The sequence below is a fragment of the Cytobacillus sp. T106 genome (assembly GCF_040492155.1).
In the GTDB taxonomy this organism is placed as follows: domain Bacteria; phylum Bacillota; class Bacilli; order Bacillales; family Cytobacillaceae; genus Bacillus_AB; species Bacillus_AB infantis.
The window spans coordinates 116009-132013 of the sequence record NZ_JBEUMK010000006.1; the positions used below are offsets into that span (position 1 = coordinate 116009).

General features: G+C 44.8%; 15 protein-coding genes. 12 read left to right on the forward strand and 3 right to left on the reverse strand.

The genetic code is table 11. The features are described 5' to 3' along the window. Window positions 1–26: 26 nt before the first annotated feature. The 3 genes from ABU165_RS13160 (at window position 27) to ABU165_RS13170 (ending at window position 5649) form a co-directional block, all read left to right on the forward strand. Window positions 27–920: an SAM hydrolase/SAM-dependent halogenase family protein gene (locus tag ABU165_RS13160; RefSeq protein ID WP_396349977.1), complete on the forward strand. Its 894-nt coding sequence runs from the start codon at window positions 27–29 to the stop codon at window positions 918–920. 1153 nt (window positions 921–2073) lie between these two features. Next, window positions 2074–3375: a coiled-coil domain-containing protein gene (locus ABU165_RS13165; RefSeq protein WP_318060374.1), complete on the forward strand. Its 1302-nt coding sequence runs from the start codon at window positions 2074–2076 to the stop codon at window positions 3373–3375. Between the two features lie 576 nt (window positions 3376–3951). Beyond that, on the forward strand, window positions 3952–5649 hold the full coding sequence (locus ABU165_RS13170; protein WP_318060373.1) for a methyl-accepting chemotaxis protein: 1698 nt from the start codon (window positions 3952–3954) through the stop codon (window positions 5647–5649). A 133-nt stretch (window positions 5650–5782) separates the two neighbouring features. On the opposite strand, the gene ABU165_RS13175 is transcribed toward ABU165_RS13170, so the two are convergent. Beyond that, window positions 5783–6100: a hypothetical protein gene (locus tag ABU165_RS13175; RefSeq protein ID WP_009793185.1), complete on the reverse strand. Its 318-nt coding sequence runs from the start codon at window positions 6098–6100 to the stop codon at window positions 5783–5785. Between the two features lie 160 nt (window positions 6101–6260). Here ABU165_RS13175 and ABU165_RS13180 point away from each other — a divergent pair, with 160 nt between their 5' ends. From ABU165_RS13180 to ABU165_RS13215, 8 genes are all read left to right on the forward strand, one after another. Beyond that, on the forward strand, window positions 6261–7496 hold the full coding sequence (locus ABU165_RS13180; protein ID WP_101548313.1) for a hemolysin family protein: 1236 nt from the start codon (window positions 6261–6263) through the stop codon (window positions 7494–7496). Window positions 7497–7664: 168 nt separating this feature from the next. Next, entirely contained in the window at window positions 7665–8447 is a 783-nt protein-coding gene (locus ABU165_RS13185; protein WP_094768911.1) for a helix-turn-helix domain-containing protein, read from the forward strand. Window positions 8448–8501: 54 nt separating this feature from the next. Next, the gene (locus tag ABU165_RS13190; protein WP_009793188.1) at window positions 8502–8963 is read left to right on the forward strand and encodes an SRPBCC family protein; all 462 of its coding nucleotides are present in this window, start codon (window positions 8502–8504) and stop codon (window positions 8961–8963) included. Between the two features lie 16 nt (window positions 8964–8979). Further along, window positions 8980–9339, forward strand: coding sequence for a VOC family protein (locus tag ABU165_RS13195; RefSeq protein ID WP_318060372.1), 360 nt, complete (start codon window positions 8980–8982; stop codon window positions 9337–9339). A gap of 83 nt (window positions 9340–9422) precedes the next feature. Next, on the forward strand, window positions 9423–10886 hold the full coding sequence (locus tag ABU165_RS13200) for an esterase/lipase family protein (protein ID WP_318060371.1): 1464 nt from the start codon (window positions 9423–9425) through the stop codon (window positions 10884–10886). A gap of 178 nt (window positions 10887–11064) precedes the next feature. After that, window positions 11065–12114, forward strand: a complete 1050-nt coding sequence (locus ABU165_RS13205) for an ArsR/SmtB family transcription factor (protein ID WP_318060370.1) — start codon at window positions 11065–11067, stop codon at window positions 12112–12114. Next, a complete protein-coding gene (locus ABU165_RS13210; protein ID WP_318060369.1) occupies window positions 12111–13334 on the forward strand; it encodes an MFS transporter in 1224 nt (407 codons plus the stop codon). The genes ABU165_RS13205 and ABU165_RS13210 overlap by 4 nt, the downstream gene beginning before the upstream one ends. 149 nt (window positions 13335–13483) lie before the next feature. Next, window positions 13484–14059, forward strand: a complete 576-nt coding sequence (locus ABU165_RS13215) for a ribonuclease FAU-1 family protein (protein ID WP_148949259.1) — start codon at window positions 13484–13486, stop codon at window positions 14057–14059. A 9-nt stretch (window positions 14060–14068) separates the two neighbouring features. On the opposite strand, the gene ABU165_RS13220 is transcribed toward ABU165_RS13215, so the two are convergent. Then, on the reverse strand, window positions 14069–14740 hold the full coding sequence (locus tag ABU165_RS13220) for a hypothetical protein (RefSeq protein WP_318060368.1): 672 nt from the start codon (window positions 14738–14740) through the stop codon (window positions 14069–14071). Between the two features lie 29 nt (window positions 14741–14769). Further along, the gene (locus ABU165_RS13225; protein WP_009793195.1) at window positions 14770–15249 is read right to left on the reverse strand and encodes an Hsp20/alpha crystallin family protein; all 480 of its coding nucleotides are present in this window, start codon (window positions 15247–15249) and stop codon (window positions 14770–14772) included. 187 nt (window positions 15250–15436) lie between these two features. On the opposite strand from ABU165_RS13225, the gene ABU165_RS13230 reads away from it, so the two are divergent. After that, complete coding sequence (locus tag ABU165_RS13230) at window positions 15437–15937, forward strand: GNAT family N-acetyltransferase (RefSeq protein ID WP_148949260.1); 501 nt, start codon at window positions 15437–15439, stop codon at window positions 15935–15937. Window positions 15938–16005 lie beyond the last annotated feature (68 nt).

Below are 16005 nucleotides of genomic sequence, written 5' to 3' on the forward strand. Positions count from 1 at the left end.
TATACACAAATTTTGAAAGGGTGAAAGTGATGGGAAAAGCTTTAGTATTTCAATCGGATTTCGGATTAGCAGATGGGGCGGTCAGTGCGATGCACGGTGTTGCTTTTTCCGTCAGCCCTGCCATTCCAATTTTCAACTTGACGCATAACATCCCTGCTTTTTCCGTATGGGAGGCATCCTGCAGGCTTAATCAGACTCTTCCATATTGGCCTGAGGGGACAGTCTTTGTTTCTGTGGTCGATCCTGGTGTCGGTTCTGAGAGGAGGAGCCTCGCAGTCAAAACAGCAACAGGACAGGTGGTCATCACGCCGGATAACGGCACATTGACACATGTCAGCATGAATGCAGGGATTGCTGAAGCAAGGTTCATTAATGAGACGATGAACAGGCTTCCAGGATCCCTGGAATCTCACACATTCCACGGCAGGGATATTTACGCGTATACAGGAGCCAGGCTGGCCAGCGGCGCAGTCAGCTTTGAAGAACTGGGGGAACATGTAGATCCCGGCGTTATTTGTGTTTTGCAGGCTCCATGCGCTTCACTCAATAACGGCAAATCTGCAGGGTGTATTGAAATCATGGATGTCCGCTTCGGGAATCTGTGGACGAATATTGGGAGAACTCTGCTGATAGAGATGGGAGTGGCACACGGAGACAGACTGATAGCGGAAATTAGGGCAGGCCAATCACTTGCCTTTAGAGGGCTGGTCACTTTTGGTAAATCTTTTGCAGATGTACCTGGGGGAGAACCTGTTGCCTATATAAACTCACTTGGGAATCTCGGGCTGGCTGTGAACCAAGGTTCTTTTGCCGAAATATTTTCGATAGGGGCAGGGCAAGATTGGACCATATCAGTTGAAAAGTCAGAATTCCGGGAGATGCTGCAGAAAAACCTTGCAAGTGGGATTGCTGCTACATGAGAGAGGATAAGGGAGTGCGGGAAAGCAGCTTGCTCTTTTTGACGGCCTTTGGCACGCCAAGGTGATAACAGCCAATTCCATAAGCAATGAGAAAGACCTGGAAGGGTCTTTTTTCTTTTGGGCAGGTTTTATTTGAAAACCGAATGAATAGGAGAAACCTTTGGAGGAGAAGAGGCAGCCAGGAAGGTTAACGCTGGTCTGAGTGCTTGAAGCGGAATGAGGTACTCAAAAGTTTGATGCGCCGATCAGAATTCCCCATGCAGGACAAATGAGGTACTCAAGAGAGTGGATGCACCGACCGGAGTACCTCATACAGCACATATGAGGTACTCAAGAAAGCAGATATGCCGATCAGAGTGCCCCATACAGGACAAGTGAGGTACTCAAGAGAGTGGATGCACCGATCTGAGTTCCTCAAGCGGGCAAAGGGGCAGATGGCTTACTGGAGAAAGGGGCAACATTGTTCTGACTCCCCTATACGAGCACAATCTGCACGCCCATGCTGATGTTAACATGTATATATAGGACTAAAAAATATCATATTCACTTTATATCTCCGTTCAATCCCACAAACGTGAAATCAGCCTTCCTAACCATAATAACGGGTTTAATAATTGGCTGAGTCCCTCTGATAGAATTTCCTTCAAAATCGAGTCTTTTTGTTTTCCGGCCGCCTGCTTGCCTTTTTTCCTTCTTTTTCTATTCGCCATAGTTTCACCAGCCTTAGTGTGGTTGTCGCAAATTGGAATAATGAGTTACTGTAACCAATATTATACAAAAGAAAACTTCCTGCTTACTATATGCTATTTTACCCGGATGAATGTATGGAGAAAAAAATGTCTAAATGGCACGTTTAGATAGATTTTCGCTGTTTTTCTGTAAAATAAAGGTATATAAAGCATAAAAACTAGGAGAAAAGTGGTTTAATGTCATGATTGAAATATAACTGTAATATAATTATTACCTGTTTGAAAGATTTGGGTGTTATACTTCTAATTGTGAAAAAAAGGTTTAAATTGGTTAATTTAATAGAATTTTGTCACAGAACAATCGAATTTAAAATTTAAAATACATATAGTTTGCCGTTGGCTTTTGCAATTAGATAAAGAGAGAGTCTTATAGCTTGGCAAAGGGAAGCAGGGGGAAGAGAGCGATGAAAAAGAAATTAGTAGTGCTGAACACGACAATTATGCTTGGCCTGGGAAGTGCATTTTCCATCCCGGCAGTTAATGCGGATACATTACACAGCAAAAAAGCTCAAATCCAGGAACAGCGTTCTGGAATCCAGGCCAATATTTCAAAGGCAGCTCAAGAGATTGCAAAAGCTCAGAATGAATTGGAAAAATTGAATGCACAAATTGCACGCGTCAATCAGGCAATCAAGGATAATAACAGCAAGATTGCGACAACAAAAGAACAAATTGCTGCTACAAATGCTGAGATTGAAGAACTGAAGAAAGAAGTAGCTGTCATTCAGGAACGCATTGAGAAGAGGAACGAAGTCCTGAAGGAAAGGGCCAAGTCATTCCAGGAAAGCGGTGCTTCAGTAGGCTATCTTGAAGTGCTGATGGGTTCCACAAGCTTCAGTGATTTCATTGACCGCGTAGGAGCGGTAGCTAAGATCGTCGAGGCTGACAGAGGTTTGATGGAAGAGCATGAAGCGGATAAGAAGGAGCTCGAAGAAAAGAAGGCTTCTGTTGAGCAAAAACTGGCAGGCCTCAATGAAATGAAGACAGAACTTGAAGGCATGCAGGCTCAGATTCTTGAACAGAAGGCCCAGATTGATGTACTGAAGGCTGAGGTCCAGCAAAAGGAAAGGCAGGCTACTGCCCTGAAAGCGGACTTGCTTCAAAAAGATGCTTCACTGGCATCGGAACTGACTTCAATTGACAACGCGATTGCGCAGGAAAGAAAGCGCCAGGCTGCCGAAGCTGCAAAAGCAGTGCAAAGGAGCTACAGCTCTAATACAGCAGCATCTTCTAATAGCGGATCAAGCAGCAATAGTGGAACAAGCAATAATGGCGGAAGCAGCAGTACTCAGTCGTTCGCGCCTGCTCCGAAGGCAAACGGCAATATCAATACTGCCATCACCGCAGGTTATAAATATATCGGAAACTCTGTCTATGTTTTCGGTGGAGGAAGAACTGCATCTGATGTTGCCAACGGCCGTTTTGACTGCTCAGGCTTCGTACACTGGGCTTTCGCACAGGCTGGCATTAGTGTCGGTTCAAGCACTGATTCTCTTAAAAACTCAGGCACCCGCGTTTCCACAAGCGAAATGCAGCCAGGAGACCTTGTATTCTTCAACACTTATAAAACAGATGGACATGTTGGAATATATATTGGCGGCGGTAAATTCATCGGATCACAAAGCTCGACAGGCGTAGCAATTGCCAATATGTCAAGCGGCTATTGGGCACAGAAATTCAACGGGCGTGTAGTAAGGGTCCGTTAATAAAATATTCTTGAAAAAAGGAGAGGGCATTCAAGCCCTCTCCTTTTTTGTTGTTCAGGATATTATAAATTGTATGTCTTGTGGATTATTTTCGATTTTTGATCAACTTTCAGCAGCTGCGCCGAGATCACAAGTCTAACCTCCCAATAAGGCAAAGAACGCCTTTCTGGGAGGTTCGTCTTAAGGTCCCCAGGATGTGGGTCTCAAGACGTTTCCGCAGGATGTGTGTTCTTAGTCTGCGTTCCTTAAGGTGCAAGGTGCTTGCGCTATGTTCAGTTAAGATTTTTTTTGAGATTTTGGTTACCGGCCAGCAGCTGCTCTCAGAGGCCATAAATCACGTATAAACTTTCAGGCGGCTTTTTTTGCATAGTATATAGATGCATTAGTGGGCAGAGTTGGTTTAATGGCAGCTTCTAACTGGTAAACTGGTAAACTACCTTGTTACCCCCTGCTCTCCATATGATAGTTCTATTTACCTATTATTATTTTTGAAAAATGAATATTTTCTGTTTATTCTATTGAATATCTTTTATTCTCTGCCGATAATAGTAAAAAAGGATGATTCAGGGGGCTATAATGATTACTATTTTAAGAAATTGGAATTTGGGAAAGAAATACATAGCTGTCTTCGCTGTTACTATTTGCTTTTTCATTTTATCAGCAGCAGTCGTTTTCAATCAGTTTTCTTTGATTAAGAGTGATGTTGCTTCCATTGATGAGAACAGCATGCGCGCTGTTCAGCTGACAGAGATGGGCTCCATTTACCGCTCAAAGACGATCATGGTGCTGGATTATGTTCAGGTACGCTCACAGAGAATCGTTGAAAACTATGATAAGCAGTCGGGCGAATTCCTTCAGCTGCATGAGGCATTGAAAGAAAGCATGAGAACGAAGGAGGAGCAGGAGCTCTATGCTAAGTTCATTGAAAGCGATGAGAGGCTTAATGAACAGTTTAAAAAACAGCTTATACCAAATATCGAAAGCAATGCCAAGGTTTTGACCGTCCTGAATGATATCCGCACCAAGAGGGATACTGTTATCGCACGCTTGAATGAATTAAGAGAAAGTGTGGAGGCCGGGAAAAACCAGTCAATTGCCAGTACTGAAGAAAGGCTTCAGGCAAGCATCATCATTTTAATTGCTTCTATCCTTGTTTCTTCTGCTTCTGGTTTTGCATTCATCATTCTAATTAACAGGACAGTCAAGAAAAATCTCAGGGCAGTAGTGGATAGTGCCAGGCGGGTGTCATCAGGTAATCTTTCAGGAACCCCGCTCGCTTGGAAGGGTAAAGATGAAATCGGTATCCTGGCGAGTGCCATGGACAATATGAAAGAAAATCTCCTCCAGATGGTAGGCTCCATTCAGGAAGCTGCAGGTTCGGTACAGACCCAAAGCAGTATCCTGACAAAGTCTGCCAACGAGGTAGCCGCAGGAGGCCGGCAAATATCGGCAACAATGGAGGAACTGGCTTCCGGGACTGACCAGCAGGCACTGGCCGCATCTGATCTTTCTGAAACAATGGCCAGATTCTCACAGAGCATCAAGGCTGCACATAATTTTGGAATATCTATGTCGGATACTGCCGGGAATGTATTAAAGGAAGCTTCCATTGGCATGGAGAGAATGGAGCAGGCGGGAAAGGATATGACACAGATTCATGACACCGTCGAGGCCTCTGTTTCCAAAGTTGGCGATCTTGAAAAGCAGTCAGGGGAGATTGCTTCCCTTGTTGAAGTGATCCAGGGTATTGCAGACCAGACGAATCTGCTGGCGCTGAACGCTGCAATTGAGGCGGCGAGAGCAGGAGACAGCGGAAAAGGGTTTGCCGTCGTTGCCAGGGAAGTGAAAGTACTTGCCCAGCAGGTAACCTCATCACTGGTTCATATTACAGATATCGTAGCCAGCATTCAGAGAGAATCAAAGCAAATTGCCGTTGCTTTGAAGAACAGCTACTTACAGGTTCAGCGGGGCACCGGAAGCCTGAAGGATACTGAAGAGACTTTCAGCACCCTGAAAGGATCCATCCTTTCTCTGGGAGAGACAATTTCCAAAATGAGCAGCACCCTTGAGGAGGCTAATACGAATACATCTGCCATCAGCCAGTCGGTTGAAACGATAGCATCGGTGTCCGAAGAAGCTGCAGCAGGTGTAGAAGAAACAGCTGCAACCATCATCCAATCCAATTCAGTGATGACCGATGTTGAACTAAATGCCAACAGTCTGGCAGACTTGGCAAAGCAGCTCAATCAGCTTGTCAGCCGATTTAAAATATAAGAAATGGCCCGCGGATCCAGCGGGCCATTTCTTAAATTTGCTCTGCAGCAGCGGCGGGGAAGCACCTGTCACATGTGCTCTGTTGCCGGATGAAAATCTTTTGCAGGCACACCTTGAACGGGCAAAGCTCCTTTTATGCTTTATTAGCTAATGAACGGAATATCTGTGTTCTAATGCTTCCCTGTACAATGTTTTGGATGAAAAAATCGCCTATCAGCTTAACATAGTCTTCATCGTCAAAAAGCCTTTTATTCTGAAGCTCCATTTCTGCCAGGCCTTCATAGGTGCACAGAAATGCATATGTATGGTCCGGCCCTGTGACAGGAGTCAGGATTTCTACTTTGTGATCGTACATTTCATTTCTGTGCTGCTGGATTGCTTTTATATTTTCAATAGCTTCTTCAAACTTGTCCTGCTTAAGTTCAAAGGTTTGGTAGACAAAGACAGACATTTCAAACACTCCTTATGCATTAAGGATGACAGCAATTATAGCTTTCACGGAAAAAGAATTTTTATACGGTGAAAAGGGAGAATAATGTTGAATAGGTTTATGCTTTGTATATTCTTCTAATATTGGGTATGATGGAAGAAAAAACTCTTGGAGGCAAACTGTGTTTATTGCAATAATTTTCTTTTTGTTTATGTCCTTTTTCTTGTCGGGGAGTGAAACGGCGCTGACTGCCGTTAATAAAATGAAGCTGAAGACAAGAGCTGAAAATGCTGATCATAAAGCCCAAAAGCTTCTTGATACTGTAGCAAAGCCGGATGAACTGATCACCGCTATCCTCATTGGCAATAATATAGCAAATATCATGCTTCCTACATTGGTCACCATCGTGGCAATCAATTATGGAATTAATGTAGGGATTGCGACCGGTATATTGACAGTCGTCCTGATCATTTTCGCAGAAGTGCTTCCTAAATCCATTGCTGCAACTTTTGCAGATAAAATTGCTTTCATCGTGTTCCCGGTTATCCGTTTTCTGATGATGATTCTGAAGCCATTAACATTTTTGCTGTCAAGATTTACAAGGGGAGTCATCCGTCTGCTTTCGAAGGACAGCGAAGCAGAAGTCAGCTTTTCCAAGGAAGAACTGATCACAATGGTGGATATTGCTACAACAGAAGGGACATTTAATAATGAAGAAACAACGAGGATCAAAGGAGTCATTGATTTCTTTGAACTTGATGTGCGAGATGCCCTGAAAACACCGCGGACTGAGATCATCGGCATTCCTGCTGACTCTTCATATGAAGAGGCGAGGGATATCGTATTGCACAGCCATTATACACGGTATCCTGTGTACAAAGAGAATATGGACAATATTGTCGGGGTTTTTCACAGCAAACAGCTCCTGTCCTGGTCCCTCGACCTTTCAAATGCACTGGATGAATATACAGATAATGACCCTTTATTCATATACGAATTCCATTCAATAGAAAGGGTCTTTAAGCTTATGATGAAAGAGCGCAAGCATATTGCTATCGTCCTTGATGAATACGGAGGTACACGCGGGATCATTACGCATGAAGACATCATTGAGGCAATGATCGGACAGGAAATCAATGACGAAACCGATGATGAAGAAGTGCTGATAGAGGAACTTACCGACTCTCATATTGTCTGCAGCGGAAAGCTGTCCCTCCATCGCCTTAACGAGGCCTTCAAAACGAAGATACCGGAAGAAGAGGATGTTTTGTCCGGTTTCCTGCTGAAGGAATTAGGCTATTTTCCTGAAGAAGGAGAAACTTATGACTACCATCATCTGCGCTTTACAGTAAAGGAAATAGAAGACAATAAAGTCAAGCAGATCGAGATAACAAAACAGGCTGGTACAGTTGAATAGATAAACGATCAGATTCTGCCGGGAAAATGGCAGAATCTTTTTTATTGGGAGCTGGAAAGCACACATTGTGATTTTGATAAAAAATCTCATTACTTTTTTCTCTGATAAAAAGGGTTTTGCAGGACAGAGAGCAAATAGAAACTAGAGCCAAAAGAAAAAGGTGAAAATATGAACCCAGAACAGATGAAGGCTGCAGATAAGGCGATTGATTATATGAAGCAGCATCTTGAGGAAGAGATCACCACAAAAGAGCTTGCCGAATTAACAGGCTACAGCCTTTTTCATTTCACGAGGATCTTTAAAAAGGCGACAGGAATCTCTCCGAGGCATTTCCTTAGTGCGTTGAGAATCGAGATGGGGAAGGAAGAACTGGCAAGGAAATCTTCACTGACTAAGGCAATGATTGCTTCAGGGTATCTTAGCCCGGGTACGTTTCAAACCCGCTTTAAAAATCATGTGGGAATCAGCCCTAAACGATACGAAGCCAGTATGGAAATGCTGCAGAAAATGATGGATGAGACGAAAACGCTGCTCCCTGAGAGAATGGAATCAGAGGCACCGGGAAGCCGGGCAAAAGTAAGCTGTCTTATCCAGGTTCCCCCGGGATTCAGGGGAATTATTTTTGCAGGACTGTTTCCTGAGCCGATTCCCGATCAGAGGCCTGTCAAAGGGACTGCTTTCAGCCATAACAGCCCTCAATGCATTTTCACAGACATCCCGGAAGGAACTTATTATCTGCTGGCAGCAGGGCTGGAGTGGAGCATGAATCCCCTCAGGTATTTTCAGCCGGAAACATTCCTTAGGGGGAAATGGGAAGGAACGGTGGAAATCAAGAAAAACACGGACTGCAAGGCCACCGTTCAGCTGAGGGAGCCGCTGCCCCATGATCCGCCAATCTTAATCAATCTTCCTCTCTTGCTGTTTGAAAAAATAACCAACAAAGCAAACTAGAAGAATTTTTAGGAAAAGTAAGGCAGTATAATCAGGAAAAAGGAGGAGAATGCCGTGCCTATTAAAACTGATATCATCATTCAGGCTGACAAAAGCTTAGTTTGGAGAGCGTGGACCGAATCAGATAGAATAACCGAGTGGTTTGCCCCGGAAGCAGTGATCGAACCGGCAGCAGGAGGGCGGTTCGAATTATATTTCAATCCCTCAGATAAGAGCAGCATGAATACGAAAGGATGCAAAATCCTCAGTATCTTAGAAGAAGAGAAGCTTATGTTTGAATGGAAAGGGCCTGATGCTTTTGCCGGTCTAATGAATAGTGATCATAATCTGACTAAAGTAACCGTAATTCTGGAGGATATTCCGGAAGGTGTACAAATCTCGCTGCAGCATGATGGCTGGGGAGAGAGCGGGCAGTGGGATCAGGCAAAACAATGGCATATAGCGGCCTGGGACCAAATGCTGGCGAGCCTGAAGCAGAGTATTGAATCCGGCAAAGGATTACTTTGCTGCCAATAAGGAAGGGGTAACAGTAATGGCTCAATTATGTGCAATAGGGATTTATGTACCAGACTTAACAAAAGCACTCCGGTTTTATACAGAAGTACTCGATTTCGAAGTAAACAAACAGTATGGCCCGAAAATAGTGTCGCTTGCACACGGGGAACTGCCAATTATCCTGGAAGAAAATGAAGGTGCTGATTATATAGATAGAAAGGCAGCGACAGGGCCGGTGCTAGTGCTTCAAACGGAAAACATTGAAAATGAAGTCAATCGCCTGAAATCCAAAGGTGCTGATTTACTGATGGAAGAGCCGGCAGCTTGTCCGCCGGGGAAATATATAAGTTTCAGAGATCCGTTCGGCAATATATTAGAATATTTGCAGTTTGATTGAGGAGAATCCAACTTTCTCCTCTTTTTTTGTTTGCCTGGAAAACTTACACTGGAGCTGAAAAATTTGAAAGGAGGAGGGGTTTTATGAAATCGCTTCCAGTAATGCTGTTGCTCTTTTTCTTTACTGCTCCGCTGGTATCATCTGCCGGAGGGGGCGGAGGAAGCGGGGGGAGCCCGGGGCGATGGTATCCCGGAGAAAGTCCCAATATAGTAGATCCAGCTCTTCCGCCGCTCGTGTTTATCCACGGCTACAGCAATTCTGCGAATGTCTGGCTGGAGGAAAATGATATGCCTGAAATAGCAAGGGAATATGGATATCAGACCGCATATGCCGATCTTTATCCGGATCGGGATATGTGGGAAAACGGAATGATGCTGGCAAGCATGCTTGAAGAAATCTATTATCATTTCGGGCAGAAAAAACTGGCAGTCGTCGCCTACAGCAAGGGCGGTGTGGATAGTCAGACAGCCCTCGTCCATAATGAAGCATATCCTTATGTCTCCCGAGTAATCACCCTATCTACTCCCCACAGCGGCACACAGCTCGCAGACCTTGCCAATAGCAGTGCTGCCGGCTGGCTTTCCGAACTCCTCGGCACCCGCAATGATGCAACTGCCTCACTTCAGACAGGATATATGAGCTATTACCGCAGTTTGACAGACTCCCATTCGAACGCACAGCGGATTCCCTTTTACACAATCGGTGGGACCGGCTGGGGGAGCTTTGGATCGGCAACATATTGGGGAGGCTTGTATTTGAGCCAGTATGGCAGGAATGATGGCGTCGTCCCCCTAATCAGTTCGAGGCTTTCAGGCTCCCCTGTCATAGCTGAGCATTCCTGGAATCATTCAAGCATAAAGCAAGGGTCTGTCATATTTCCAGAGCTGAATCCCTTTTTAACTGCTACTTCTTTCCAAAAAGATCATTATTCCCCCTTGTTAACTGATACGGATTTTTCCCAGGCTGACAGCATGATCATCCACGGTGGAATGGGAGATGAGATGCTTGAAGATTCCTTTCTTATTGAAAATGAAGTAAAGGCAGCCTCAGTGTCTGTGTTGAGCAGCAAACGCCTTCCTGACCTGGTGATAGTGGATGAGCAGGGCAACAGTTATACAGCCGGCAGAACTTATAAAGATGCTTCAGGATTTTTTTCAGGGGCATATGTTACTGAATTTACTATAAAAAATCCTGTACCAGGCAGATGGACTGTGAGCAGCAAAACGGGACGCACCGGATTTCTGTATACGGTCAGCCTCGAGAGAGATAGTAGCATTCCAGGGATTAGCAAAGAGCTGAACAGCTGGAAAAGTGCGCAGGCAGGCAGGAAGTACAAAACAGAATGGATTCATACCAAAGGCAAGGGAGACGGCTATTCAACCTTCCGCGGCCTAAAAGCGGGGCTTCCTGATGCTTCAGATTTCAAAGAGGAAGGCATATACAGCCTCACCATCCAAATTACCGGCAAAACCGGCCAGGGTAAAGCATTTGAAAGGAGTATGGTTAAATCCATCTATGTAGATGGAACAGGCAAAATTTATAAGTAGGATAAAGTATCATAGCCTTCTTATTAAAAGATATGATTCAAGGCATCGGCATACGCTGGTGCCTTGATTTTTAACTATTCGATATTTTTGAAACTATCGGTTCTAAATATATTGAATAAAAGTTTCGGATAATTTAAAATATTTAATAATACGCCGTATCTTTGTAAGGGAGATGTCTATGGAACATATTAATCTATCCGGAAGAAAGAGAGAGAGCTACAAGCTGGAGTTCAGCCATTCCCTTTTATGGGAGTGCGCCCTTGGCATAGCAGCAGTGACCAACGGGGCGCTGATTGACACGCTTGAGCATTCAGCAAAACTTTCAGGAATCAGGTCGGGGGCCTCTCGCGGCCTTAAGGATCAGCTGGATCATATTGAAAAGAATAATACATGGAAGTCGCTGCTTCAGCTTCTGCATCATGTGGAAGCCCGCACCCTGCAGGAATTTATTTCAGCTGTAGAGAAAATGGATGGAAAAGAGCTGAAGCAGATCTGTCTGCCTTTTCTGGGCCAGGAAAAAGAAGAAGCGAGGAAGCGTGCAGCCTCCGGGCATGCTGAATCCCTTGAAGAATTAATCCGTCATGTGGAAGGGCATAAATTTTTCCCGGCATATACCGCCTATATCTTTAAGGAATCGCCAGGGAAACTGAAGAAGCATTTTATTGCCAGTATGGAAGGCTGGTACCTGGCAGCCATTGAACCGGATAAACACAGGCTTTCAGCAATACTGGAAAAAGATGTTCATGACAAAAAACTGCTGGCTGCCAGGACGTCCCCTGAAGACCTTGCTGAACAGGCAACAGGGGGAATTGCCTACCTTCCTGAGCCTGGTGTTTTTACTGTCAGGCTGATTCCGCAATATGTTTACCGTCCTTGGACCATTGAAGCAGATCTGGAAGGCACAAAGGTATTTTATTATCCGGTTTCAAACAGCAGCCTGCCGGCTGATGTGCCGGACAGTCCGGATTATTTCCTGGTTCAAAAGCAAAAGGCGCTCGGTGATGAATTCAGGCTACGAATTGTCAAGCTCCTTTTCAAGGAGGACCTGCCATTGCAGGATATTACCGAGGAGCTGAATATCGGGAAATCGACTGTACACCATCATCTTAAGATTCTCAGGGCAGCCAAGCTTGCAGAAGTGCACAATCATAAATACAGGCTGAAAAAAGAAGCGGTCCTTTCTTTGGGAAGAGAGCTCGAGAGGTATCTGAAGGGTGGATGTGAATGATCTGGAAACTGAAGCCGTTCCGTTATTTATGGGCAGGTGCAGCCGCTTCAGAAGCAGGGGGAGCACTCGGAACCTTCTGTAATTCGATCATGGTATATGAATTGACAGGATCAAAGCTGGCTCTTGGCAGCATGTGGCTGCTGTATTATCTGCCCTCCCTCATCCTTCAGCTTATTTCAGGGCCATTTATCGACAAATGGAGCCGCAAGTGGATCATGGTAGTCTCACAATGGACAAGAAGTCTTTTTTTTCTTCTTCCTTTTGTGATGATCAGTACCAGCCAGCTTGAAGTTTGGCATATTTACGGTGCCCAGATCGCTGTAGGGCTGGTGTCTCCATTTTATGTCCCGGCAAGCCAGGCCTTACTTCCTTCGCTGATAAAAGGAGATAGTCTGCAGTCTGCCAACGCTGTACTCGACGGTACAGTCAGACTGCTGTCCATGATCATCCCGATGACAGGCGGGGTTGTTATTGAGAGAGCAGGGACAGAGGTGAGTCTGCTGCTCGTGACAATTTTTCTGCTGATAAGCGGCAGCTTTCTTTTATTTATTGCAGAACCAGAAGAAGAAAGGACCATCAGAAAAACATGGCTTGAAGAATTCAAGGAGGGAATCTTCTATTATATTAGGAACCCTCTGCTGCTGTGGCTTGGGATTTTCCTTGCTTTCGTCCAGTTTGGGGTAGGAGCCGCCATGGTTCTTAATCTTCCGTACATAACTGACGAACTTTCAGAGAGCTACGGCAGCTACGGCCTCTTTATGGCGGGCTTTCCGGTGGGCTATCTTGCCGGCACGCTTCTTGTCGGGAAGGTGCGAATAAGCAATCGCCGCACTTCTATGCTTGGCGCGCTAATGGCAGGAGGATCGACTTATATCCTGCTGGCGTTTAACGCCAGTCTTGCAGCCGCGGTAGTGATTGAAGCAGCTGCCGGAATTTTTATGGCATTTTTCAATATACAAAGTACAGTCATCTATCAGCAGACGGTACCAGACTATTTGAGAGGAAAAGTTTTCTCGGCCAAGCTGTTCATCATCAGGGGGGCGATGCCCTTGGGAGTGCTTGCAGGAACCCTTTTGGGAAGCCTTTGGGGAGTCAGGCCCATGTTCCTCCTTATTGGGATATTGATCATCACAGCATCTGCAATAGGACTCTTTCATCCTTATTTTGCATTTCTAAATAATCAGACCGGTCATCAGGTACAACGAACTGAAACGGAATAACCTGGGTAGAGGGACGTATGTGCCTCCATAAGGATACTAGCTTTATGCTGAAAAGGGGAATGGATTGCTGGTCAAAAGAATAAAAAAAGTGAATATATTTATATAAAAATAGACTTAGTTTTTGCTGTATTTACAAGGAGGAAATTTTTATGCTTAAACGGGTAGACGGAAGGAGAGGCGCATGGAAGCGTGTAACCGACAGAGCTTATTCACAATGCTGGCTCGATGCTAAAGAATTCACGGGCCACTTAGCTCTCATTGAGTTGATCAAAGTTACGGAAAAACTGACAGTCAAATACGAAGAAAAAGAGATATGCATTGCTGCCGATGGCTACAGCTGGCTTCAGCATTTTCCGGAGGGAAAATTTTATACGGTAACGACCATGATGGATGAGAACGGAGAAATTCTCCAATGGTATATCGATATCTGTCATGAGATTGGACTCGAAGAAAATATTCCCTGGATGGATGATCTGTTCCTGGATATCGTTGTACTGCCAGCAGGAAATGTATATCTGCTGGATGAAGAAGAACTGGAGGATGCCCATAATACCGGCATAATAACTAGAGAAATGTATAATCTTGCAAGGAATCAGGCTAGTGAACTGATGGGTGCAATCCAGGCCGGCAGCTTCCCGCTATTAAATTTGGCAAAAGAGCATGCTGAAATCGTGAAAAGAGAAGGTTTTTCAGAGCCTGTTAGACCAGATAGCAAAAGACGGTGAACAGAACACTCACTCTGGAGAATGTTCTTCACCGCCTTCTTTTTCCTTTAATGAGTCAGAGCTTTCTTCTTCGCTGCCGGAAAAGTCCTGTGGACTGATGCCGCCTCCGTAGGTTGCGCCGATATTCATCTGGCCGCTGAGTTCCTTTACTCCCAGCTGATTGATATTATTGGTCAATTCGTATTTATCGACTATGAACCTGTCAATATGGAATTCCTGAAAAATGACAGGCGGAGAGCTATTGGGGTCAGTCTGGGCAGAAGGTATGTCCACATGGGGATTTTCTTTTGTGACAGCGTATAAAGCAGAGATTTCCCGCCTCAGTTCTGAATTCTCTTTCTCCAGGCGGGAAAGGGCATTTTCAGTATTCCGGAGACGCTGCTCCAGGTTTCCTATCTGTTGGAGACAGCGGCCGAGTGCTGCATCAATCATTTTTTCAACCTGATTATTTTCTAGAGCAGGACCGGGGGTTTGTTTTATGCCAGCGGCAGGTGTCCGGGCTGTGAATTTCTTTTTCAGGGCGACCAGGCTGCCCAATTCTTTCTCGATGGTTAGGAAACGCCTGATATGGACATCGCATGTCCTGATTTTTTTAGACTCTTCTTCAAGAGATTCAATCCTAGATTCAAGCCCGGCCAGACGGTCACCGTGATCCTTGCCAAGTAAATGTTTAAACGCCATATCTCACCACACCATTAAGTCCTTGTTTTTCATTCAATCGGTATCTGTTCCTCTGGCTGGGAGATCTTCCCGTAGCTGATCTCCAGGAGGCCGTTGATAAATTTTGCTGAAAGTTTATTATCATTGGGAATGGCAGGAAGTTTTACAGCTCTTTCAAAATTCCCATGGAATCTTTCTTTTTGAATATTCTTTATACCGCTGTATGGTACGTAAATAGTTCCCCTGATGATCAGCCTGTCACCCTGGAGGAACAGCTGGACATCCTCCCTTTGGATGCCTGGCAGACCTGCCAGCAGGATGATTTGTGTTTCTGTTTCGTATATATCCACTAGCGGAAATTCGGCTGACTTCCGGTAGCCGGCTTCCCCCGGCTCGCCGGCAAAGCTGTTGAAAGCCGCAGATTCCCCGAATTGGCCTCCTGGCCCCTGTTCAAATACCTGGTTCCAAAAATCCCCGCCCTGCACCTTCTGGGCAAGCTCCATCCATTGCTTCATTTTTTCGAGGTCCATCCTATCACCTGCTTTATAAGTTTCCAGGGATCATTGTTTATTATTTATCTTATTTTCAGATATGCTATTCATGCCAAAATGATTGGAAGTTTAGCTGTTTCAAAGAAAATCAGACACATTTTTTTAATAGCTATTGGTATTCTTCTTCCTGTGCCATAATTGAATCAGTTAAAGAGGAGGAGTAAATATGATAATCAGGAAGCTGCTGGCAGAAGACGCAGGAGAATACAAAAAGCTGCGGCTTGAAGCACTGCAAAATAAACCGGAAGCATTTGCTTCCAGTTATGAAGAAGAATGCGGAAACCCTGCCGATTTCTACGCCAAGCGTTTTGCCTCAGGTCTCTCTGCAGAGTTTGGCATATTTGAGAAAGGAGCTTTGGGCGGAACGGCAGCTTTGATCAAGGAGACTAAATTAAAGCTTAAGCATCGGGCCATAATTGCAGCCGTGTACGTAAAGCCTGAATATAGGGGCAGGGGAGCTGCAAGGAAGCTGATTGAAGCTGCTCTTTCTGAAGCCTCTGGTGACCATAATATAGAACAGGTCACCCTCTCAGTTGAAAGTGGGAATGAGCCTGCCAAAAGGCTGTATGCGTCATTTGGATTTACTGTATATGGTGTTGAAAAAAGGGCATTGAAAATTGGTGAAAACTATTATGACGAAGACCATATGATTCTTTATCTGAGTTGAGGAGGCGAGAGCCTTCTTATTTTGTTTTCGTAGTAATTATAATTACCTTTAAAAGTAAGTTTGTGTTG